Origin of the sequence: Alteromonas genovensis, from assembly GCF_010500895.1 — a bacterium.
Classification (GTDB): domain Bacteria; phylum Pseudomonadota; class Gammaproteobacteria; order Enterobacterales; family Alteromonadaceae; genus Alteromonas; species Alteromonas genovensis.
This window is the reverse complement of the sequence record NZ_JAAAWO010000017.1, coordinates 25,120-45,435: the sequence shown is the minus strand read 5'-3', so window position 1 is coordinate 45,435 and position 20,316 is coordinate 25,120. Positions and strand designations below refer to the sequence as shown.

18 protein-coding genes and 1 rRNA gene are annotated in these 20,316 nt (G+C 43.1%); 7 read left to right on the top strand and 12 right to left on the bottom strand.

Annotated elements, in window-relative coordinates:
- Positions 1-106: ribosomal RNA gene (gene rrf, locus GTQ48_RS17135) — 5S ribosomal RNA — on the top strand; the annotation flags it as partial.
- Positions 107-311: 205 nt separating this feature from the next.
- Here rrf and GTQ48_RS17130 read toward each other — a convergent pair.
- The 10 genes from GTQ48_RS17130 to GTQ48_RS17085 form a co-directional block, all read right to left on the bottom strand.
- Positions 312-872 (bottom strand): EF-hand domain-containing protein, encoded by a 561-nt coding sequence (locus GTQ48_RS17130; protein ID WP_203565293.1) that lies wholly within the window; start codon positions 870-872, stop codon positions 312-314.
- Positions 873-1,106: 234 nt separating this feature from the next.
- A complete protein-coding gene (locus tag GTQ48_RS17765) occupies positions 1,107-1,265 on the bottom strand; it encodes a hypothetical protein (RefSeq protein WP_239060177.1) in 159 nt (52 codons plus the stop codon).
- A gap of 105 nt (positions 1,266-1,370) precedes the next feature.
- Entirely contained in the window at positions 1,371-1,910 is a 540-nt protein-coding gene (locus GTQ48_RS17120; RefSeq protein WP_163107752.1) for an acyloxyacyl hydrolase, read from the bottom strand.
- Positions 1,911-2,080: 170 nt separating this feature from the next.
- Positions 2,081-2,905, bottom strand: coding sequence for a type 2 periplasmic-binding domain-containing protein (locus GTQ48_RS17115; protein ID WP_338023354.1), 825 nt, complete (start codon positions 2,903-2,905; stop codon positions 2,081-2,083).
- Positions 2,906-2,970: 65 nt separating this feature from the next.
- Complete coding sequence (locus GTQ48_RS17110) at positions 2,971-6,102, bottom strand: error-prone DNA polymerase (RefSeq protein WP_163107751.1); 3,132 nt, start codon at positions 6,100-6,102, stop codon at positions 2,971-2,973.
- 7 nt (positions 6,103-6,109) lie between these two features.
- Positions 6,110-7,606 (bottom strand): Y-family DNA polymerase, encoded by a 1,497-nt coding sequence (locus GTQ48_RS17105; protein WP_163107750.1) that lies wholly within the window; start codon positions 7,604-7,606, stop codon positions 6,110-6,112.
- A complete protein-coding gene (imuA, locus tag GTQ48_RS17100; RefSeq protein ID WP_163107749.1) occupies positions 7,606-8,310 on the bottom strand; it encodes a translesion DNA synthesis-associated protein ImuA in 705 nt (234 codons plus the stop codon). Before imuA ends, GTQ48_RS17105 begins: the two co-directional genes overlap by 1 nt.
- A gap of 342 nt (positions 8,311-8,652) precedes the next feature.
- Positions 8,653-9,165, bottom strand: a complete 513-nt coding sequence (locus tag GTQ48_RS17095; protein ID WP_163107748.1) for a hypothetical protein — start codon at positions 9,163-9,165, stop codon at positions 8,653-8,655.
- On the bottom strand, positions 9,162-10,919 hold the full coding sequence (locus tag GTQ48_RS17090) for a DUF885 domain-containing protein (protein ID WP_163107747.1): 1,758 nt from the start codon (positions 10,917-10,919) through the stop codon (positions 9,162-9,164). The genes GTQ48_RS17095 and GTQ48_RS17090 overlap by 4 nt, the downstream gene beginning before the upstream one ends.
- A gap of 39 nt (positions 10,920-10,958) precedes the next feature.
- Positions 10,959-11,294: a DUF1820 family protein gene (locus tag GTQ48_RS17085; protein WP_163107746.1), complete on the bottom strand. Its 336-nt coding sequence runs from the start codon at positions 11,292-11,294 to the stop codon at positions 10,959-10,961.
- A gap of 190 nt (positions 11,295-11,484) precedes the next feature.
- Between GTQ48_RS17085 and GTQ48_RS17080 the strand changes: the two genes are divergently transcribed.
- Positions 11,485-13,152: a M28 family metallopeptidase gene (locus GTQ48_RS17080; protein WP_163107745.1), complete on the top strand. Its 1,668-nt coding sequence runs from the start codon at positions 11,485-11,487 to the stop codon at positions 13,150-13,152.
- Between the two features lie 132 nt (positions 13,153-13,284).
- Here GTQ48_RS17080 and slmA read toward each other — a convergent pair whose 3' ends face one another.
- Both slmA and coaBC read right to left on the bottom strand, forming a co-directional pair.
- Positions 13,285-13,875, bottom strand: coding sequence for a nucleoid occlusion factor SlmA (slmA, locus tag GTQ48_RS17075; RefSeq protein WP_163107744.1), 591 nt, complete (start codon positions 13,873-13,875; stop codon positions 13,285-13,287).
- Between the two features lie 192 nt (positions 13,876-14,067).
- On the bottom strand, positions 14,068-15,282 hold the full coding sequence (coaBC, locus tag GTQ48_RS17070) for a bifunctional phosphopantothenoylcysteine decarboxylase/phosphopantothenate--cysteine ligase CoaBC (protein ID WP_163107755.1): 1,215 nt from the start codon (positions 15,280-15,282) through the stop codon (positions 14,068-14,070).
- 187 nt (positions 15,283-15,469) lie between these two features.
- Between coaBC and radC the strand changes: the two genes are divergently transcribed.
- The 5 genes from radC to GTQ48_RS17045 all read left to right on the top strand — a co-directional run bounded on the left by radC (position 15,470) and on the right by GTQ48_RS17045 (position 20,266).
- The gene (radC, locus tag GTQ48_RS17065) at positions 15,470-16,147 is read left to right on the top strand and encodes a RadC family protein (RefSeq protein WP_163107743.1); all 678 of its coding nucleotides are present in this window, start codon (positions 15,470-15,472) and stop codon (positions 16,145-16,147) included.
- A 94-nt stretch (positions 16,148-16,241) separates the two neighbouring features.
- Entirely contained in the window at positions 16,242-16,601 is a 360-nt protein-coding gene (locus GTQ48_RS17060; RefSeq protein WP_163107742.1) for a hypothetical protein, read from the top strand.
- Between the two features lie 112 nt (positions 16,602-16,713).
- Positions 16,714-17,406, top strand: a complete 693-nt coding sequence (locus GTQ48_RS17055) for a YjbF family lipoprotein (protein WP_163107741.1) — start codon at positions 16,714-16,716, stop codon at positions 17,404-17,406.
- Entirely contained in the window at positions 17,403-18,167 is a 765-nt protein-coding gene (locus GTQ48_RS17050; protein WP_239060176.1) for a capsule biosynthesis GfcC family protein, read from the top strand. Before GTQ48_RS17055 ends, GTQ48_RS17050 begins: the two co-directional genes overlap by 4 nt.
- Entirely contained in the window at positions 18,164-20,266 is a 2,103-nt protein-coding gene (locus GTQ48_RS17045; RefSeq protein ID WP_163107740.1) for a YjbH domain-containing protein, read from the top strand. The genes GTQ48_RS17050 and GTQ48_RS17045 overlap by 4 nt, the downstream gene beginning before the upstream one ends.
- Positions 20,267-20,316: the final 50 nt, after the last annotated feature.

Genomic DNA, 20,316 nt, shown 5'->3' with positions numbered 1-20,316 from the left:
ATAGCGATACGGCACCACCTGACTCCATTTCGAACTCAGAAGTGAAACGTATTAGCGCCGATGGTAGTGTGGGGTTTCCCCATGTGAGAGTAGGACACTGCCAGGTCCCATTAAGAAAAACCCGCCTCACGGCGGGTTTTTTGCTTTCTGCCCCAAAAATAATGGGGGTCAGGTCCACGTTAATCCTCAATTACATTCACTACATCCAACCTAACGAACATAAAACAGGGTCAGAACCCCATATTGCTAATATTTTTAGTGTTTAAACTAGAATGATAGACAAAGAATGTGGATCTGACCTCATTTATTGCTTATTCAGTTTCTATTTTCTCGAAGTATGCACGGTATTCCATTCTGGTAATTTCTTCATCACCATCGGTATCCATATCTGAAATATTGCCTTCAATTTTACTGGCTTCAAGTTCCTTCATAGAGAGCGAGCCGTTGCTGTCCATATCGAGGTCTGTAAATCTGCTGTCTGCTGTAGCTGACATTTCTGTACGAAGCTCTTTATTCTTCTCAGAAATCATTTCACCATCATCTAATGCTGACATCTTTTCTTGTTCAGACATTAAAGGTTGTGTAACAGTTTGCGTATTTGCTGATGTAATAATATCGTCGCTAAACATGCTCGGCTTCTCTTCCACAAAGTTATTAAATTCTGTACGACTTACTTTGTTATCGCCATCAGTGTCCATCTTCGCAAGCAGTTTGGGATTTACTGTACCTTTAGCTTCTGCTTTAGTGACAAATCCGCTGCCGTCCATATCGAGTGCGCTAAAGCTTTTCTCGATCTTAGTTTCATGGTGACCTGCTAGAGCTGATGTTGAAAGTACAGTTCCTATTACTACGGTAAGCGTGGCAATTTTCATAATATAAATCCTTCTATGTCTATAGTGTCTCGATTTACAGAGTTGCTCATTGATGAGCTAAACTATGAAATACGAAATACCAGTATCTCTATAAATCTTATTTGCGTTTAAAGTATTCACTTATAACTTTCCAATTGTTCACATTAGATTATTCACGACTTATGCCAAAAACCTAACCTGCTGTTTTTATTGTTAATTGAGTAAAATCATCATTATTTTTTTCGTAAAAGATTGTTAAAAGGAAACAGTTTTTTGAAAATGCTGCATAGCGGGCATAGCGGGCATAGCGGGCATAGCGGGCATAGCGGGCATAGCGGGCATAGCGGGCATAGCGGGCATAGCGGGCATAGCGGGCATAGCGGGCATAGCGGGCATAGCGGGCATAGCGGGCATAGCAGCTAAGGTAAATTTATTGGCAGGAGAGCTTAATATACAAAGTGATGGAATGTGCTTAGCGTGGAGTTCATGACTATAGGGCTAAGCACACGTTATTTTGATTTAAAAATGATAAGCGTAGGATAGGTTGAGAAAGTCTAGTCCTGGGTTGTCGCTGTTAAATCCACCATTTGAAAAGTGCATGTATCTTACAGCCACGTGTTGGCTTTCATCTAACTCAACGAATACGCCGAGTCGGTCTTCAAACTGATAGTTAGAGCCAATGTCTTTACCCGCTACTTCTTGATCGCCAATATAGCTAGCGCCAATGCCAGCTTCAATGTATAGAGGATACTGGTTGGCAATGGTCGTAATCTGTTTCATAAAAACAGGGGTTAAAGAAACCGCATAGCTCGTGCTTCTGGTGTTACTTTCACCGTATTCCCACACAACAGCGCTAGCTTCCCAATAGAGCTTTATATCGCCAAACCACTGGGTAGTAATATCTTGTGTAAATGGACGGTAGGCAAACCTCAACCCATCAATACCATCAAATCCATGCATGTAATCAGCACTCACAGTTTGTTTGGCCGAAACTGAGTTGGTGGTAAATAGTAATGAAGGGAAAAGCAAAATGTAGAAAAAAAGTGTAAAACGGTTCATGTGTACTCCTTAATGATAAGGAGTCTTAGCAAAAACGTGACCAAGTAATATAAGTTTTTAAAAACAGTAGTTTAAAGATTTTTAGGATGCAAATTCACGGCTGCAGCAGAGAGATTTACCCAGCGATGAGAAGTTTTTACAAAGCAGAAGGGTGTAAGTCATTTATAACTTTATTCTGCGCTGGGCACGGTATTTGTCCATACTTCATTCGGTGCTAACTGCTGCTCACTAACCAGAGTATCGAAAAGTTCAGAGAGGGGTGTTATTGCATACCTAGCCCTTATCTCCTTTATGAGCTCAGGGTTTGATGTAATAAACCCGTTTAGCTCATCAATAATGTCCTGATGCGCTAAGGTGGAAATGCAAAATGAGACTTCATTGTGTGGCAAGGTAAGGTCTAAAGTCACATCATCGTATTGCGGTAATGTGGCGGTTGAGTATTGAGCTACGTGATATTCTAAATCTAAGGCATCAACTTTTTCTTGTTGAAGTAAGGCAAATCCCTGCGGGACATCTTTTACTGAGGTGAGTAAGGTGTCGCCATTATTGACTCTTTCTTGCCAGTTTACAGGGGTAAAACCAAGCGGCATGGCCAGGTTCTTTATTGCCGTTAAGCCTTTACCTGCTTTCTTTTTCTTTACGATAGTACCCGTTACCGCATGAGTGAGTGGAAGAGAAAAGCTTTTATCTTTGGTACTTGTAATACTGTTGTACCACCTATCGTTGTCAGGGTAGACGAAATCCACATTGCCTTTCATTAACTCCATCTGAAGTCGCCTTATTGGTAAGTCTACATAGATAAACTCGTGACCTGATACATCTGAAAAAGCTTCAAGTATTGCCCACCCAACGCCTTTATCAACATCTGACTCAAAGTCGTAATGAGGGAAATAAGATAGATTTTGTGCGCCTACAATAAAACGTTCAGCTATGGCATTAGCACTACCCAAAATACCAAACACTGCAAAAGTACACGCTACTGCCCAATGCTTCACTTTATACTCCAAAACGATAATGCAATTACGTTACGCTAGCTTGTATGAAGATAGCATAAATTATCTCAATGAAAATCGCGAGATGGAATAATAATCGATTCTAGCCACGGTGTTCTATCAACCAGTTTGCCTGCAATAACGTGTACAACTCCTTCTTTAGAATGTTCAACAATACCGTTAACTTGAAGCAGTTTGGCTTTCAAAAATACTTTTTGTTGAGCTCTAGCGGTGGCTTGCCACACAACAACATTCACATTACCCGTATCATCTTCCAAGGTGAGAAAAGTAACGCCAGATGCTGTACCAGGCGCCTGTCTACCAGTTACAGCACCAAGTATGCTCACCACTGACCGGTTTGGTTTATGAGAAAGGGTGTGTGCCCAGCTAATCTTATTAAGATTTTTATGTTGTTTGAGCAATGAAATAGGGTGATTATCAACAGATAGCCCAGTGGCTGCATAATCTTCAAGCAAGTTTTGAGCTGCTGAGGGAGCATTACATAAAGGTTGAGAAGGTTGAGAGTGCAGCGGCTCACCGTCTTTTACGCTTATATTGTCAGCATTATAATTTGAAGTAACATCTTCAAAAAGAGGAAGGCTGGCTTGACTATCCATCATCTGCCACCGAGTTTCATACCGATTACCAGAAATTAGTTTAAAAGCATCGGCACTTGCGAGCGCCTCTAGTTCGTTACTACGTAGCTTTATTTGCCTAACCTGATTTACACTGCTAAAGCCATTTTTAGGGCGCCGACTAACGACGGCATCAGCGCCTTCTTTACTCAGCCCTTTAATGAGAGTTAACCCTAAACGCAGCAGCTTTTGTTCGCCATCTATCACCATTATATGTTCTACATTGGAGTTATTAACGCAAGGCGGTAATACTTTAATATTATGTCGCTTAGCATCTTGAACCAATTGCGATGGCGTATAAAAGCCCATAGGCCAACTGTTAAGTAACGCCACGTAAAACTCCACCGGAAAATAAAATTTAAGCCAGCAAGACACATAGGCTAATACTGCAAATGATGCAGAGTGAGACTCAGGAAATCCATAACCCGCAAAGCCTTTAATCTGCTCAAATAGGTTGTGCGCAAAGGTACTGTCATAGCCTTTATCCGTCATTCCCTTGATTAACTTATCTCTGAATTCAAATATGCGACCGTCTTTTTTCCAACTAGCCATTGCCCTTCGCAGCTGATCAGCTTCGCCGCCGCTAAACCCTGCCGCCACCATGGCAAGCTGGATGACTTGTTCTTGAAAAATGGGAACACCCATTGTCCGAGATAATACGTTTTCAACTTCCTTGGAAGGGTAGGAAACTGTTTCGTTACCATGACGTCGAATGAGATAGGGATGTACCATATCGCCTTGAATTGGACCGGGCCTTACAATGGCGATCTGCACAACAAGATCGTAATATTTTCGGGGTTTGAGGCGCGGTAACATCGTCATTTGAGCCCGTGACTCTATTTGAAAAACGCCTACGGTATCGGCCTGGCAAATCATATCAAAGACTTGTTTGTCATCGCCTAGCTTCGTAATAAAGGGAATGCTCACGTCTACTGGAAATTGCTTATTGATGAGTTCAAATGTTCGGCGTATTGCGCTTAGCATGCCAAGGGCCAGTACATCCACTTTGAGTAAGCCAAGTGTTTCTATATCGTCTTTATCCCACTGAATAATAGTGCGTTCTGGCATTGCTGCATTCTCAACAGGTACCAGCTCGTAAAGAGGGCCTGCGCTTATTACAAAACCTCCCACGTGTTGTGAAAGGTGCCGCGGTGTGTCTAGCAACTGTTCTGTTAAATCAACAAGAAGACTCACCCTTTTATTACTAGGGTCTAAACCAAGGTCGGCTAACTGAGACTTCCAAGGAATTACCTTGTCCCGTCGATTAATTTGCTTTATGACAAAGTCGAGTTGAGATTCGCTGAATCCTAGTGCTTTACCCACGTCCTTGAAGGCCGACTTAAAACGGTAGCAAATAACAGTAGCCGCAATAGCCGTTCGCTCTCTGCCGTACTTTTTGAAAATGTACTGAATGATTTCTTCGCGCCGTTGATGTTCAAAATCCACATCGATATCGGGAGGTTCGTTTCGCTCTTTTGAGATGAATCTTTCAAAAAGAACATTAATTTGGCGAGGATCGACAGCGGTTATTTCAAGGCAGTAACACACGACAGAATTAGCAGCTGAGCCTCGGCCTTGATATAAAATACCTTGCTGTTTAGCAAACTGCACAATATCGTAAATAGTGAGAAAGAAGTATTCGTACTCTTGCTCTTTAATGAGTACTAGCTCTTTTTCTATAATTTGCCTTATCTCGGGCTGTAAGCCTTCAGGAAAACGCAGTTTGATTCCACGTTCAACACACGCCCGTAAATATGAGGTTGGTGTGTAGCCCGAAGGCACCAATTCTGCTGGATATTGGTAGCATAATTCGCTCAGTGAAAAATGACACTGTGAGGCTAGGGTACTGGCATTATGGAGCCACTTTTCAGGGTACAATTTTTTAATTTTCTGCGTGGTTCGCAAGCATCTTTCGGCGTTACTTAGTGCGGCGCGCCCTATTTCATCTACCGGCTTATGTGTTCGGGTGGCGTGCAACACATGCTGAAGTGGCAAGCAGTCACTATGATGCATAAGCACGCCGGTACAGGCTATGACTGGATAACTATAGGTTGCGTGAAGATAGTTATAGTTTTCAAACCTATGGTGATCTAATCCATCGAGTAGCCGCTGCGCACCGATATGAACCTGAATAGCCGACTGCTTTGCTAGCCAGCTTGCCCAGTGGTCGTCGTACTCCTTTTTACCGGATGGCAGCCATATAAACTGGCAATGTTTAATGGTGCGCAAATCCCACTCTGCCAGTTTGTATTCGCCTTTTTCAGAGCGCCGACGGGCATTAGTAATAATTCGGCATAACTCGTTGTAAGCTTCTTTACTTGGGCATAGCAATACAAAAGAAAGAGAGTCATCAAATACAAAATAGCTACCTATAATAAGTTTTATCGGTAAACGTTGATGGGTTATCTCATCAAATGCGCGTACAACACCCGCCACCGAACACTCATCGGTTATAGCTATAGATTGGTAACCTAAAAACGAAGCAGTAGTCACTAACTCGGCAGGAGAAGAGGCTCCCGTTAGAAAGCTATAATGACTTTGACAGAAAAGCTCGCTGTAATTCATAACAACCCTAACTGAAAAGACCCTGTGCCCACCACTGATTGTCTTCGTCTTTAAATATCAGCATGCGCACTCCATATAAGGTTTGAGCAATAAAATAGTCTCGTTTTCGCGGTGTTTCATGCCACCACTCACTGTGCAGTCTTACCGGGCCGAAACAGACTTTCGTTGATTGAGTCAGTGGTTTAGGAGTGTCGAATAGAAAAGTAGGAACAATGTCTGAGGTAAATGTTGATGCAGATATGCTAGATGAAATTTCAGCGTTCGACATAGTCTCAAATTGATGTGTATCTGACACTTTTGGCTGAAAAGTGCACTCTTCCCCCAACTTTGCGTTCAAACGTCCAATTAATTGTTTCTGAGCTACCTCGTTAAAACGATTACTGAAGAAGTCACCATTACTGCCTTCTATCGTTTCGAAGTTGTCGCAGCGCAGGGTTATCGATACTGCTGGCTCAGGTAACACTTCGTTTTCAATGCGTAGCGTGAGTAAAGACAGCCAGCTGTCGACGGTGCTTTGTGGTAGCGCTGACTTTATTTCTAACTGCGTTGATGGATGCTCTCGAAAATCAATTTGAAAGCAGAGTGTGGACGTTTGTAAATTTCTGGCACGTAAGTAGTGCGCAAGATAGCCCAGTAGCTTTTCCATAAAAGGAGTGAGATGTTGAGTGTTTTCAACATCAAAAGGGAGAAGCGTGAAGTGCTCAAAGTGCTCTGCAGGCCGAAAAAGGGTGACATGAGGAAAGGTTTCTCCCCGCAGGGCAGTGAGGTATGAAATGGTGTTGTTATCGAATCGTCTGCCCAGCTCATGTACAGGCATGGCAAGTAATTGATGAACATGACGTATGCCCACACGAGTCAGCGCTTCTTTTGTTTTTTTATCCAACGCAGTTAAAGACAGCGAGCATTGCGATAACCTATGTTTGATATTGTCACGGTCGCACTCATAGTTATCAACGCCATTTAAAGCCAGTATTCGTGCGGCTTCAATAGACCACGCTGTAGCGAAGTGGTAGCTCACTTTTGATAAATTAAGTTCATGGGTGATAGTGCTCCACAGCTCTTTGTGACCGCCATAGTAATGCACTAAATTATCAAGTCGTATAGCCAGTGTGTTATGTGTGTCTATGACAATATCGGAAACAAATGGATAGAGTCGGTGCGCTAATTGTACGAGAGTGAGGCGTTCGTCTTCTTCACTAAAAGGAATAATACATACTTGAGGACACAGTGCACCAGCCTGAGCAAGCCCGTGGCCTATCTCTATACCTTGCTGAAGTGCCCCGTTATTTCGTTGAACAATGTGGTTTGTTTTTTCGCAATAAACAATGACAGCCGGTGTTTGTGTTTTGCCCGGTTGGTGTTGCCCATTCGCCGATTCACCTGTTCTTTTATGTCGTGCTTCGTTTTTCGTGTCGTAGCGTGAGTTATTGCCCACACTCAAACTCGCTTTTTCATGCGTATCCAAGGTGATTTGATGAAAATACAGGTATGCCCACAACATCATTAACTCACTGAATGAAGTACATGACGTTTTACTTTGTTATGTTCAACTGCCCACTTGATTGCACGGTTGTTCGGAGTCCAGTCGTTATGTATGGCAATACTATCTTTGGGCCAGCCGTGGCGCTGCTTTAGCACGCTGACTTCCAACGCATGTTGTCGATAGTTAAGGCATAAATCTAGAGAGATAGGTAATGTCTGCAGTGCTGCGCTGTTGTGCATACTGTTTCTGTTCGGGCGGGTGAAAAGCAAACAAAGTGCATCGTTATGTGTTGCTGCTACTTGTAGTCGTCTGGATTCCTTTGTGTTCACCCCATTACTCCACAAAATAACGCAATGGCAGGCCGTACTCTTCAAACACTGTTCAGTTGCCCACAGTGACTCCTTTTCCGTACTCGGCTTTACAATTAAAACCTGTTTAACATCAATTCCAAATGTTGCTAACCAGGGGGCTTGAATATCTCCTGGCGGGTTAACAAACGCAATCATCTTGTGCGTGCGCTGCTTGCTGATGACGTGTTTGAATAGAGAGAGCTCGCCAATGCCAGTTAGTGTGCGTATACGAATCACGCCAGAGGTTGAAATACCGCCGTTTAGCGCTTCATCTAACTGATCAAAACCCAGCGAAAATCGCTCTTCTTGCTGACTCTGCTCTCTAGCCCGCCAAATATGCGGGTGATTCTCTAACATAGATAATGACTTATTCATAACACCAACAAATACTGTATGTATGTACAGTATTATAGTGAGAGGTGAAGTCTTTTCAAGATAAACTGGCGCCTTTCTACTTCGTAGTTTGCTAACGTATTGATTATTTTAAAAAGGGAAGACATTAAATTTCACTTCACACTTTTTATGAGCGAGAAGCTGATAATAAAGATAGGTATAAAAATTGCCCGGTGAATGTGGGAATAAAAAACTGATGAAGAAAAACAAAAATGGAGACTTTAAAAGCACTAATAACGAAAAAAGCTGCCTGTAACAGCAGCTTTCAATTAATCCGAACTAGTTAAAATTACACCGAGACTGAGTGATGCCGAACCTGGGCCGTTAGGATACTTTTTTAGCTTGTCCTGCGTCTTGAGGGTCGCTGCTGCTCTTTACCGACGTGACTGCCTGGCAAAATGCGATAAATCCATCGGCTGTGTTCTTAGACCACAACATTCTAAGGTTACTGGGTAAGTCTTTTACAACTAGCTGTATTCCTTCTAAAGAAATCTCTTCATTACTTAACGCTTTTTTGAGTGACTCTTCCAGCGAATCACCTTTTTCACAGCAGTTCATCACAATGGTTGAAAAGTACGTCATCAAAGGTAGTAATGCATCATATTGGTCTTGATTAATAAGCCGACTTTTATACAGGCTCTGCAAACGCTGTGTCAGGTTTTTTTCTAAGGCATCAGTGACTAAGACCAAGTTGCGTTGAGCGTAATTGACTTTGCTGTTGCTCTGCTTATTGGAAGAGCGGGAAAGTATTAATTCTTTCTGCAAGTTTTGCGCACGTAGCACGAAATAAATCAAAAGCAGAATGAGTACCCCGATAACACCAAATGCAACAATCATAGTTCTTTAGCCTTTTGTTCCTTTATAAACGTATTAATACGCTGTTCTAAGATGAAAAGTGGAACTGAGCCATTCTCTAATACAGCTCGGTGGAATTTTCGAACGTCAAAGTGTTCGCCTAATTCAGTTTCTGCTTTTTCACGTAGCGCTTTTATTTTTATTTCGCCTATTTTGTACGACAGCGCCTGGGCAGGCCAAGATATATAACGGTCAATCTCAGTGTTAACGTTGTGCTCAGACAGTGCAGTATTTTCCATCATGTAGTCTACCGCTTGTTCACGATTCCAGCCCATTGTGTGCATACCTGTATCCACGACTAAGCGGCATGCACGCCACATTTCATAACTTAAACGGCCAAAGTTATCGTAAGGGTCTTCATAAATGCCTGCTTCAATACCAAGAAATTCTGAATATAATCCCCAGCCCTCGCCAAATGCCGAAATATAGGTATTGCGGCGAACCATGGGGAGATCCTCAAGCTCTGCTGCTAATGATATTTGTAAATGATGCCCCGGCACAGCTTCATGAAGGGTTAATGCAGGTAGTGCATACAAGGGGCGCTTATCAAGAGCATAGGTGTTTACCCAGTAGTAACCAGGCTGATCGTCTCTACCTGGATGAATGTAGCGGCCGGTGGTGTACTTAGGCGCAATGGCGTCTGGCACTGGAGCAACACCGTAGGGGGTTCTGGGCAGGTATTCAAACAATTCCGGCAGTTTAGCATCCATTTTTTTAGCGATAAAAGATGCCTCTTTCAGCAGCTCTTCCGCGCTGGTGGCATAAAACTGAGGGTCTTCCCGTAAAAATGTAATGAATTCGTTTATTGAGCCATCAAACGCTAAGTCATCAACAATCTGCTGCATTTGCGCGCGAATTCTTGCTACTTCAGATAAGCCCAGTTCATGGATCTCTTTTGGACTCATATCTGTAGTTGTGTAATGTTTAGCTCTGTTTGCGTAATAGTTAACCCCATCAGGCCATTTCTCTGCGGCTATCTCATCCCGCGCACCAGGAATATAGTCATTCACCATAAAGTTATAAAACGCTTGATAAGCCGGTAGTACAAAGTTGCGTATTGCTTGCAGGCCTTGTTTTTTCAATGCTGCTTTTTCTGTGTCGCTAAAATAGTCTGGAAAACGAGTAAAGGGCCCGTAGAAGCTACTGTTCGTCACATCGCTGACTAAATACGTTGAAATAGAATCTTCGAAACCGTTAAGTACTGCGCTAGGTTGGGTATATCCCTCTGCTAATGCCTGTTTCATATAGTCAATTTGCTGCTCGAAATAGGGTTTTAGCGCCTGTAAGCGACTGATATACGCCTCGTAATCTGCTACGCGCTTAAACGTAGACAGGTTGGGCAAAGACGCCATGGCGCTGTGAAAACCGTATTCTGAATTGATGGGAACAAGATAAGAGCGATACGTGTACTGGTCTATATAGTTTGCCAATCTGTACCGCTGCATCAATAAGGCAATAAACGCATCTTGCGATAAATTGCTTCTATCATAATGAGCCAGTTCGTTTTGGAACTTAAGCCAATTTTTATGCTGACCACTCAGCCCTTCAGGAGATATGTCAGGCAGTGCATGCGCAAGGTCTGTATTACCTTGGCGAGAGGCAAGCAGTGGAGATACAGACATTTCATACTGCCAAATGTTATCGAGCAGTGTATACAGACTTTTATCATCATAGCTTTTGGCTGATAAGCCTAGGCTGCAAAGTAAAAGTGTTGCGGCAAGAAGCAAGCGATACATAAGGGTCTCCGGTAACCTTAACCGGAAAACCCCGGCGCGTTACTCTTTAGTTGGTGTATAAATTGGACTAGGAAATTGAGTTACTTTATCAGATTTGTTTTCTAATTGAGTAATTTTGGCAGAACCTTTTTTATTTACAGCATCAATGCGCAAGACATTGTGCATAGGAATATAGGTTTTTGTGACTTCTGCAAATTCAGATTTTAACTTTTCATGGCTAGGGTCGAGTACAACGCTGGTATGCGTATCCCAGACAAAATCCCCAATTTCAACAAAGCCAAATAGGCTTCCTTGCATGAGAGTTTTTACATATAGCTCGTATCGCTCACCATTGCTGATGAATTGAATACGATATAATAACGCTTCGTTAGACATGTGCCGCTCTTATCATTTAAAAAATTACGAGTGAATTTTATAACGACCCTACTATGCGGGCAATGGCATAAAACCCGTGTTAAACAAAAAGGGGTTGCATAGCATTGCCCCTATGAACTGAGTTAACATGTTGCTTACAGCGACAAGCAAGAAATAAAAATTTTGTATAATAAAAACTTGGTGAATTAAAATGATAAAAAAACTACTACTAGGTAGTGCTCTAACGGCAATGACTTTTGCTGCAAGTGCACACAATCATTCAACGGCAGAACATTCCTCAAAAGCCCATGCATCAACTGAGGGGGCTTTTAGCCCAGATACTCAGCGAATTAAATCTCACCTTTTCTTTTTAGCTGACGATTTACTAGAGGGACGTGATACTGGCTCTCGTGGGCACGATATTGCTGCGCTTTATATTGCAACAGAGTTTGCAAAGTATGGTTTAACGCCGGCCGGCACTGATGGGTTTATTCAAGATGTATCATTTCGCAAGGCAAACTTAGTTCAAGAATCTCCACAGTTTACTTTGACGAAAAACGGCAATACCGTAGATTTCGCCTATCCAAAACAATACCTTGCTGGCCCTAGCTTATTGAACGTAGATGCGAAGGTAAGTGGTGAAATGGTCTTCGTGGGCTACGGTATTGTTGCCGACGAACTGTCGCACAACGACTATGAAGGCGTAGATGTAGACGGAAAAATTGTCGTTGCGCTAGCGGGTAAGCCGAGTGATTTTCCTTCAGAAGAAGGAGCGCATTTTGCATCGGGTTATCAAAAGCAAAAGTATGCCGTAGACAATGGTGCCATTGGCATGATTACTATCACTACCCCGAAAAATGAAAAGGTGCGTCCTTATCAAAGCCGTTTAAGTTACATCCATACACCACGCATGGCATGGCTAAATGATGACAATGAGCCTGCAAACAGTTTTCCTCAGCTTAAAGGCGGCGCTTACATGAGTGAAGGGGCTGCTCGCACGTTATTTGAAGGCGCTGAGCGCAGTTTAGACGACGTTTATGCTGACCTTGAGGCTGACAAAGTACCAAAAGGTTTTGCGTTACAAGGCACAGTGGATATCAGTAAAAAGAGTGTGCATGACACCATTACAAGTCCAAACGTAGTGGGCATGTTGGAAGGCTCAGATCCTACATTAAAAGATGAGTACGTCGTATTTTCAGCTCACTCTGACCACATAGGCTTTGCGAAAACCGTTAAAAAAGACAACATTAATAACGGCGCGATGGATAATGCCTCTGGCACCTCTGTAATGCTAGAAACGGCGCGACTTTTCAGAGAAATGAAACAAAAGCCTAAGCGTTCTATCTTGTTTGTATCTGTAACGGGTGAGGAAAAAGGACTGCTAGGTGCCGACTATTTCGCACGCAACCCCACGGTACCAGTAACGTCTATGGTGGCTAATGTAAACCTAGATATGCCTATTCTTACCTATGAGTTTGCAGATGTTATTGCATTTGGTGCAAATCACAGCGATTTGCAGCAGTCGGTGGAAAAAGCGGCTGCAAATGCTGATATTGAACTAAGCCCAGATCCATGGCCTGAACAAGCCCTATTTACACGCTCAGATCACTACGCGTTTGTTAAACAAGGTGTTCCTTCGGTGTTTATGGTGCCAGGTCTTAAATCAAAAGATCCAAGTGTAGATGGCAGCAAAGTGTTTGGGCAGTTTTTGTCGACGCACTATCACAAGCCTAGCGATGATGTTAACCAGCCCTTTAATTGGAAAGCGGCTGAAACCTTTACGAAGGTGAATGCTCAAATAGGTTGGACGTTAGCCAATCAAGAAGATAAGCCTCAGTGGAATGAAGGCGACTTTTTTGGGGATACCTTTAGCAAATAATATTGCCATTCATTAACGAATAAACGGTGCTTATTGAACCGTTTTTTGGCTTCTACATTTTTCGGAAGTTTTGTCAGCGCGCCTTTAAAATGCAGGCGCGCTTCTTGGCAGAAAGACAGCGCGCTATTACTTCTATGCAATAAACATGTGTTTAAAGGCTGCCCACTGTTCGTTGAACTGCTCGGTAGGTTTGCGTGTGAATCCGCTTCTGATAAACAAGTTTATGCGCCCGTCAGTGTAACAAATTAGCATGTTTGCAATAATGGCTTCATCGGCAGAAAGGGTTTTGCCTTCTCTGAGTTTGCGCTCTCTAAGCACTTGCTTTAACTGAGTTTCCAGGCGCTCGAAAAGTTTTGCGATACGGGCGCGTAACCTGTCTTGTTCGCCCATTAATGCATCACCATTAAGAATACGGGTAATACCCGGGTTTTTTTCTGCAAAACCAAGGATAAGGTGCAAAATCATTTGGCAGCGAGTTAACGAATCTTTCTCTTCGTTTACAATCTTGTTAATGCGCGTAAACAAGGTTTCTTCTATAAACTCAATAAGGCCCTCGAACATACGAGCCTTACTTGGAAAGTGACGATAAAGGGCGGCTTCAGAAACCCCCACTTTTTCCGCCAATTTTGCTGTAGTTATACGCTGACCTGGGTTGGTTTCTAGCATTCCAGCAAGTGCTTGCAGAATTTGCGCTCTGCGATTTGTTTTTTTGACTGCAGGCATGACGAAATGACTTCCTCCGCAACCGAGTAAGTTCTACCCGGGTTCCTTGTTAAGTTGGCTAATGCCAAAACGTTATCGTTTTATTGTTATTATTTATCAAGCCTACCACTTTCTTTTGTGGCAGCACTCTTAAACCGTGTTTCTATTAATCAGCATGTTGAGCTGCTGTTATCGACACATTAAAGGTGTCGTTTAATTTTTTTCGATTTCATTAAGCCGTGTTGTTATTAGCGATATTAATTGGTGCGCTAATTCACTTTTGCTGGTGGCGGGTAACTTTTTATCGCCTCCGCTCCACAAAACATGAAGTGCGTTGTTGTCGCTATTAAAGCCTAAGCCGTCTGCTGTTATGTCGTTGGCCGCTATCATATCAAGCTTTTTATTGATCAGCTTCTGGCGGGCATATTGCTCAACATCTTGGCTTTCAGCCGCAAAGCCTACGCAAAACGGTCTGTTATCTTTACATGAAATTGTAGCTAGAATATCAGGGTTTTTTGTAAAAGTAAGTGTTAACTCATTATCTGATTTTTTGATTTTATTTTCAGCCACACTTACCGCTTTATAATCGGCTACCGCCGCTGTACTAATGAAAATATCTGCCTTGCGCGCGAATTGTTCACAAGCATCTAGCATATCATCTGCCGTAGTAACATCTATACGTTCGCATCCCCGCGGTGTTTGAAGGGAAACTGGGCCTGCCACCAAGGTGACTTCAGCCCCCGCGTTCACGGCAGCTTCGGCAATAGCGAACCCCATTTTTCCAGAGCTATGATTGGATATATATCGCACGGGATCCAAAGGCTCTCTTGTTGGCCCAGCTGTAATTAAAACGTGTTTACCACGAAGCTCAGCAACTGCATGTCGGTTGACTGTTTGACCTACAATCGAGGCAATCTCTACTGGCTCCATCATTCTTCCCGCGCCCAAATCTCCACAGGCCTGCTCTCCGCTTGCTGGACCAATAAAATTAACTCCGTACCGTGCTAATCGCTCTACATTATCCAGTGTCGCCGGCGCTTTCCACATTTGTTGGTTCATTGCGGGTGCAATAAATACGCTGGCTGTGGTGGCAAGATACAGTGTAGTTAATAAGTCATCCGCTATACCAATGGCTAATTTGGCCAATACGTTCGCCGTGGCCGGGGCAATAAGTAATATGTCTGCCCACTTCGCCAGTTCGATATGTCCCATTGCTGCTTCTGCTGCGGGGTCTAGCAAATGCTGGTGGACTGGATTACCCGATACAGCTTGAAGAGATAATGGGCTGACAAATTCTGTTGCCGAGCCTGTAAGTACGACGCGTACGTTAGCGCCTAAAGCGGTAAGTTTGCGAACAAGATCGGGTGCTTTGTACGCTGCAATGCCGCCAGTAACGCCAAGCAGTACATTTTTATTTGCAAGAGACATAGTCATATAAATACGGATTGAAACGAATAGTAGTGATACACGCATACTAAACTATCATGAAGCTAAAATCTGGGATAGGTAAACAATAGTAGGTGTTAGGGTTTCACTAATAAACCCGCCTTGAAGACAGTCGCCGTTGATTTGAGTTTTCGATATAACATGCTTTCACATTAACTAGAGTACAATAATGTCGATCAAAGCATGGCCATTTGGTGAAAGACCAAGAGAAAAATTACTGACTTCAGGTGCACAGAGTCTCAGTGATGCTGAGTTAATTGCGGTGCTATTTGGCAAAGGAGTAAAAGGAAAGTCAGCAGTAGAGCTTGCCCACGATATGCTAAACGAGCTTGGTACACTACGAGAGGTTGTCACTGTTTCAGAGGAGCGCTTTACATCGTTAAAAGGTATCGGGCGCTGCAGCTATGCACAATTTCAAGCTGCGTTTGAAATTTTCCGTCGTAACTTAGAAATACAGCTTACGCGCCAAGATGCATTTCATAACGTCGATGACACAAAACAATATCTACAGGCCAAGCTAAGAGATTGTGAGCAGGAAAAGTTTGCTCTTTTAATGCTTAACAGTCAGCATCAACTCATTGCATTTAGAGTGATGTTTACTGGCACGATAAATAGTGCAGCGGTGTACCCCAGAGAACTGATAAAGCAAGTGATGAAAGACAATGCCGCTGCTGTGATCCTAGTACATAATCACCCTTCTGGTATAGCAGAACCAAGCCATGCAGACATTCGATTAACAAGCGAGATCAAAAGTGCGATGGGAATGATCGACGTGCCTGTTCTAGATCATTTTGTTGTTGGCGACAAAGAAACTATTTCTTTTGCACAAAGGGGCTTGTTATCATAGCAACTTAAGTCATTTTTTTTGATTATATTCTAGTCAAAGCGTTCAGAATGATTTAACATAGGATATTAGTGGGTATTTTTATTAAAGGACTGTTATGAAAAAGTCGATTATCGCATTATTTGCAGCTGCAACAATGGTAGCTGGTGTTAACGCGCAAGACGTTGATGGTGGTAGTGGAACTACTGGTGCTGGTCTGACTACAGGTCAGATTGTGGGTACGATAGCCGTTGTTGGAGCTATCGGCGCTGGTGTTGCAGGCAACGCGAACGCTGATGCACCTACAGTAGTAGATCCAGATCCAGCTGTTCCGACTTGTGAAGGTACGGATCCATTGGTAGACGGTGTATGTGTTGGTACAACTAACACAGTAACGGTTACTACATCTGGTACAACAACAGCAACAACTACAGTCACTGTTCCAGTGACATTTACTTACTCTCCGACAGTACAGTAAACAAAACGTATTTATTAAAAGCCGCTTTTATTAGCGGCTTTTTTATTGCTAAAACGTTATAAAATACAGTTAAAACAGGTATACCTAATTTTCCTTTCGTCGGCGCATTCAAATGAAACCATATTTTTCCTTGGCCACTGTTGGCTTTCTATTACTCGCTATTTCTGGTTGTTCAACAACCACGCTTGCTTACTACAACACGTTAAAATTAGCGCTAAAAGACAGAACGGTAACCTATACCGTTGAAGAGATCGCGAATAACAAAGCCGATCTTATGCAAATTAAAGCAGGCGATCGTGATAATGCCTCGTTGGCGTTAGCCTTTATAGATGGCGATCGCTATCGCTGGGTTTCGGCTGATAAAGTCATTTTCACTATGCATCACGGTGTTATTATTAAAACAGAAGGGTTAGATAACGACATCTTCTATACGGGTAACCTTCAACATAATCCATTGGGTGGAAACGATACGCTTAATTTTAACTGGAAGCGTAAGGTTGATTTGTCTGAGGTCGGTTTTGGACTGGCTGTGAATTCAGCATGGCGTGTAGAAGGTGAAACAAGCCGCACCTACTTTGACTACCCAGTTCCCCTTATCAAAATAGTAGAGACAGTGTCGTTCCCTGAATATACGCCTTTTATTGATGTAGGCTTGTCGTGGGAAAACACGTATTTTCTGCATAAATCGACTAAAGAGCTTTTGGCTTCAACACAAAAGTTTAGCCCTATTGGGGATACCTACGAAATGGTGTACTTAAGCCGCATTGTTCGTCAGATGAATAAGGCAGGAGCAGAAATACAATGAAAGGGCTAAATTACATTTTATTTGCTGCTATCGCGCAGTTTTTAAGTATGAATTTCTCGCAGGCTGCAGTGGCCCAAAGCGACCTCGTTACAATAATGATCAACAAGCAAACCTATCAATTTGATAGAACCATTAGGCTATCGAGCGCACTGTCCATTGTTGCGGACAACGGGCAATGGTATTGGCCGACTGCTGCCGCATTTGATTTGACCAGCCCTAAAGCAGAGCATGAAAAAGAAGTGGTGTTGGCTAGCATTAGGCAGCTGTTAACTCATTTCGATAAAACCAGCAACACACATAAAGCACTGAGCAACTTATACGGGCAAGTGGCACAGTGGACAGTGTCTACCCGCTTAGATATGCCTATATCCTATAACCGCTCCCGTTTATTTTTTGAAGATAACCCTATGTTTCAGCCCGGCAAGTATTGGTTGAGACTGAATGGTCGGCCCAATGTGCTTCATTTTTCTGGTGCGCTTGTTAAGCCCGGGGCATACCAACATCAAAGCGATACGTCTGTTTATACAGCGTCGCACAAAGTGGCCAAACTCGATGATGCAGACAAGAGTATTGTTTACGTTGTACACCCAAATGGTGAAGTTGAGCGCAAAGGCGTTGCTTATTGGAATCTTGATTTTTCACAGCTGATGCCGGGCAGTCAGGTTTACGTACCTGTTTCATCAGAGCTATTCAGTAATAAAATAAATCAGCTTAATCAGCGGGTTGCCGCTTTAGCAGTACACAGGGTTCTTCCTCAATGAGTGCGTATTTTCCTTCAAAAAGAACAACACTAGCGCTGGTTGTGGGCAGTGTGTTATCGACAACAACGCAAGCAGACACGCAAATAAACGTAACGCCTTCACAAATGGTACAAGGTGGTAACGGTCTTATACAAACGCCAACGGCGCGTATGCGCGAGCAAGGCGGCATGGCCATAAATTACACCGACAACGGAGAGTATCGTTTTTGGTCTGTGAATATTCAGCTCTATGATTGGATGGAGGCGACTGCTCGTTATACCGACGTACGTACTCAGCTCTATAGCCAATTTGAATCATTTAGTGGAGATCAAACGCTCAAAGACAAAGGCTTAGACGTTAAGTTTAGATTGTGGAAAGAGAGCTATTACTTACCGGATATTAGCGTTGGCTTTAGAGACTTTGGTGGTACCGGTTTTTTTGAAAGTGAATATATCAACGCCAGTAAATCTGTAGGCCCGTTTGATTTTCATTTAGGGTTGGGTTGGGGTTATCTTGGTACTGCCGATGATATTACCAATCCGTTTTGTGAGCTAAGAGACAGTTTCTGCGAACGCCCTGGAGGCTTTTCCGGCAGAGGCGGAAAAGTAGATTACGATCAGTTCTTCAAAGGTACAGCCTCATTTTTTGGTGGTATTGAATATCAAACGCCTTGGGAACCGCTCACGCTAAAGCTAGAGTTTGAAGGGAATGATTACTCCGAAGACCGGGCTGGTGAGCTTGAACAAGATTCTCGTTGGAATATTGGTGCGGTTTATCGATACAAAGACGTCGATTTTTCTTTTAATTATCAGCGTGGTAATACCATTGGGTTTGGCTTAACGTATCGTTTCAATATGAATACTGCCTCGCAGCTGAAATTCGATAAGGAGCCGCGTTCGCTTATGGCAAGGCGCCCGCCTAAAAAGATTGAAGACGTTAATAAATCAGCATTGTATAACGACATGTTCCGCGATGCTGGCTTCGTACTTTCTGATGCAGAATTAAACGAGAACGAAGCAACGTTTTACGGCACACAAGTGAACTACCGCGATCAAGACGAAGCAATAGAGCGAATTGGTCGTGTGGCGGCCTCTGAGCTGCCAGATACGGTAAAAACCTATCATATTGTAGATAATCGTGGCGGTCAGCCAATGGTAGATACGCAAGTAGATGCTGAAGCCTTCATTGCGGCTGCGCGCTATGAGTCTGTGGACGCTGATATTAAGCAAACCTACATAAGAACTGACCCCTCTCAAGAGGTATTAGACGCTTATGAACCTGAAAATACCAAAGGGTTATTTTATAGCGCAGACTTTTTCTTTACTCAGTCTTTCGGTAACCCAGAAGATTTCTACCTCTACCAAACTGGTTTTTTGCTAGGCGGTGGATATGCGTTTGACGAGAAGTTTTCAATACGAGGTAGTGCTCGTGTAACGTTGCTTGATAATTTCGATAAGTTTAATTACCTAGTCGATAATGAAGAAGTCGCCTTGCCCAGAGTGAGAACGCGGGTAAGAGAGTATGTGTCTGAAAATGACGTGTGGCTAGATACTGCTATTTTGCATTACAAAGATAGACTATCTGAAAACCTATTTGGGCAGGCTTATGCGGGTTATTTAGAAACCATGTTTGCTGGAGTCGGCGGCGAAATAATGTATCGCGAAGTGGATAGTAATATCGCCTATGGCGTAGATGTTAATTACGTAAAGCAACGCGACCCGTTAAAACAAATGGCGTTGGAAGACTACGATGCTATCACCGGACACGCGAGTGTGTATTGGAAGCCCGAATTTTTAGATGACACCCAAATAACCGTGAGTGCAGGGCAGTTTCTTGCAAAAGATAAAGGCGTGAATATCGATTACGCTAAGCGTTTTGACAGCGGAATTATTGTGGGCGCATTTGCAGCTTTCACGGATGTATCGTCAGAAGAGTATGGGGAAGGGAGTTTTACAAAAGGCTTCTATATCTCAATTCCAACTGACTTATTTTTGCTGCAGCCTTCAAAAGGGCGTGGATTCTTCCCTTGGGTACCAATATCTCGAGATGGCGGTCAAATGTTACAGCGACCTGCAAGGTTAATTAATCAGACCGAAATAAGAGCGCCATTTTACGATTAAAAAAGGGAGCTTTTGCTCCCTTTCTATAACTTTAACCGTCTTTAACCCGT

Coding starts and splice junctions, on each gene's coding strand:
- GTQ48_RS17130 (WP_203565293.1), bottom strand. CDS start 872: ATGAAAATTGCCACGCTTACCGTAGTAATAGGAACTGTACTTTCAACA.
- GTQ48_RS17765 (WP_239060177.1), bottom strand. CDS start 1,265: ATGCCCGCTATGCCCGCTATGCCCGCTATGCCCGCTATGCCCGCTATG.
- GTQ48_RS17120 (WP_163107752.1), bottom strand. CDS start 1,910: ATGAACCGTTTTACACTTTTTTTCTACATTTTGCTTTTCCCTTCATTA.
- GTQ48_RS17110 (WP_163107751.1), bottom strand. CDS start 6,102: ATGAATTACAGCGAGCTTTTCTGTCAAAGTCATTATAGCTTTCTAACG.
- GTQ48_RS17105 (WP_163107750.1), bottom strand. CDS start 7,606: ATGATGTTGTGGGCATACCTGTATTTTCATCAAATCACCTTGGATACG.
- imuA (WP_163107749.1), bottom strand. CDS start 8,310: ATGAATAAGTCATTATCTATGTTAGAGAATCACCCGCATATTTGGCGG.
- GTQ48_RS17095 (WP_163107748.1), bottom strand. CDS start 9,165: ATGATTGTTGCATTTGGTGTTATCGGGGTACTCATTCTGCTTTTGATT.
- GTQ48_RS17090 (WP_163107747.1), bottom strand. CDS start 10,919: ATGTATCGCTTGCTTCTTGCCGCAACACTTTTACTTTGCAGCCTAGGC.
- GTQ48_RS17085 (WP_163107746.1), bottom strand. CDS start 11,294: ATGTCTAACGAAGCGTTATTATATCGTATTCAATTCATCAGCAATGGT.
- GTQ48_RS17080 (WP_163107745.1), top strand. CDS start 11,485: ATGATAAAAAAACTACTACTAGGTAGTGCTCTAACGGCAATGACTTTT.
- slmA (WP_163107744.1), bottom strand. CDS start 13,875: ATGCCTGCAGTCAAAAAAACAAATCGCAGAGCGCAAATTCTGCAAGCA.
- coaBC (WP_163107755.1), bottom strand. CDS start 15,282: ATGTCTCTTGCAAATAAAAATGTACTGCTTGGCGTTACTGGCGGCATT.
- radC (WP_163107743.1), top strand. CDS start 15,470: ATGTCGATCAAAGCATGGCCATTTGGTGAAAGACCAAGAGAAAAATTA.
- GTQ48_RS17060 (WP_163107742.1), top strand. CDS start 16,242: ATGAAAAAGTCGATTATCGCATTATTTGCAGCTGCAACAATGGTAGCT.
- GTQ48_RS17055 (WP_163107741.1), top strand. CDS start 16,714: ATGAAACCATATTTTTCCTTGGCCACTGTTGGCTTTCTATTACTCGCT.
- GTQ48_RS17050 (WP_239060176.1), top strand. CDS start 17,403: ATGAAAGGGCTAAATTACATTTTATTTGCTGCTATCGCGCAGTTTTTA.
- GTQ48_RS17045 (WP_163107740.1), top strand. CDS start 18,164: ATGAGTGCGTATTTTCCTTCAAAAAGAACAACACTAGCGCTGGTTGTG.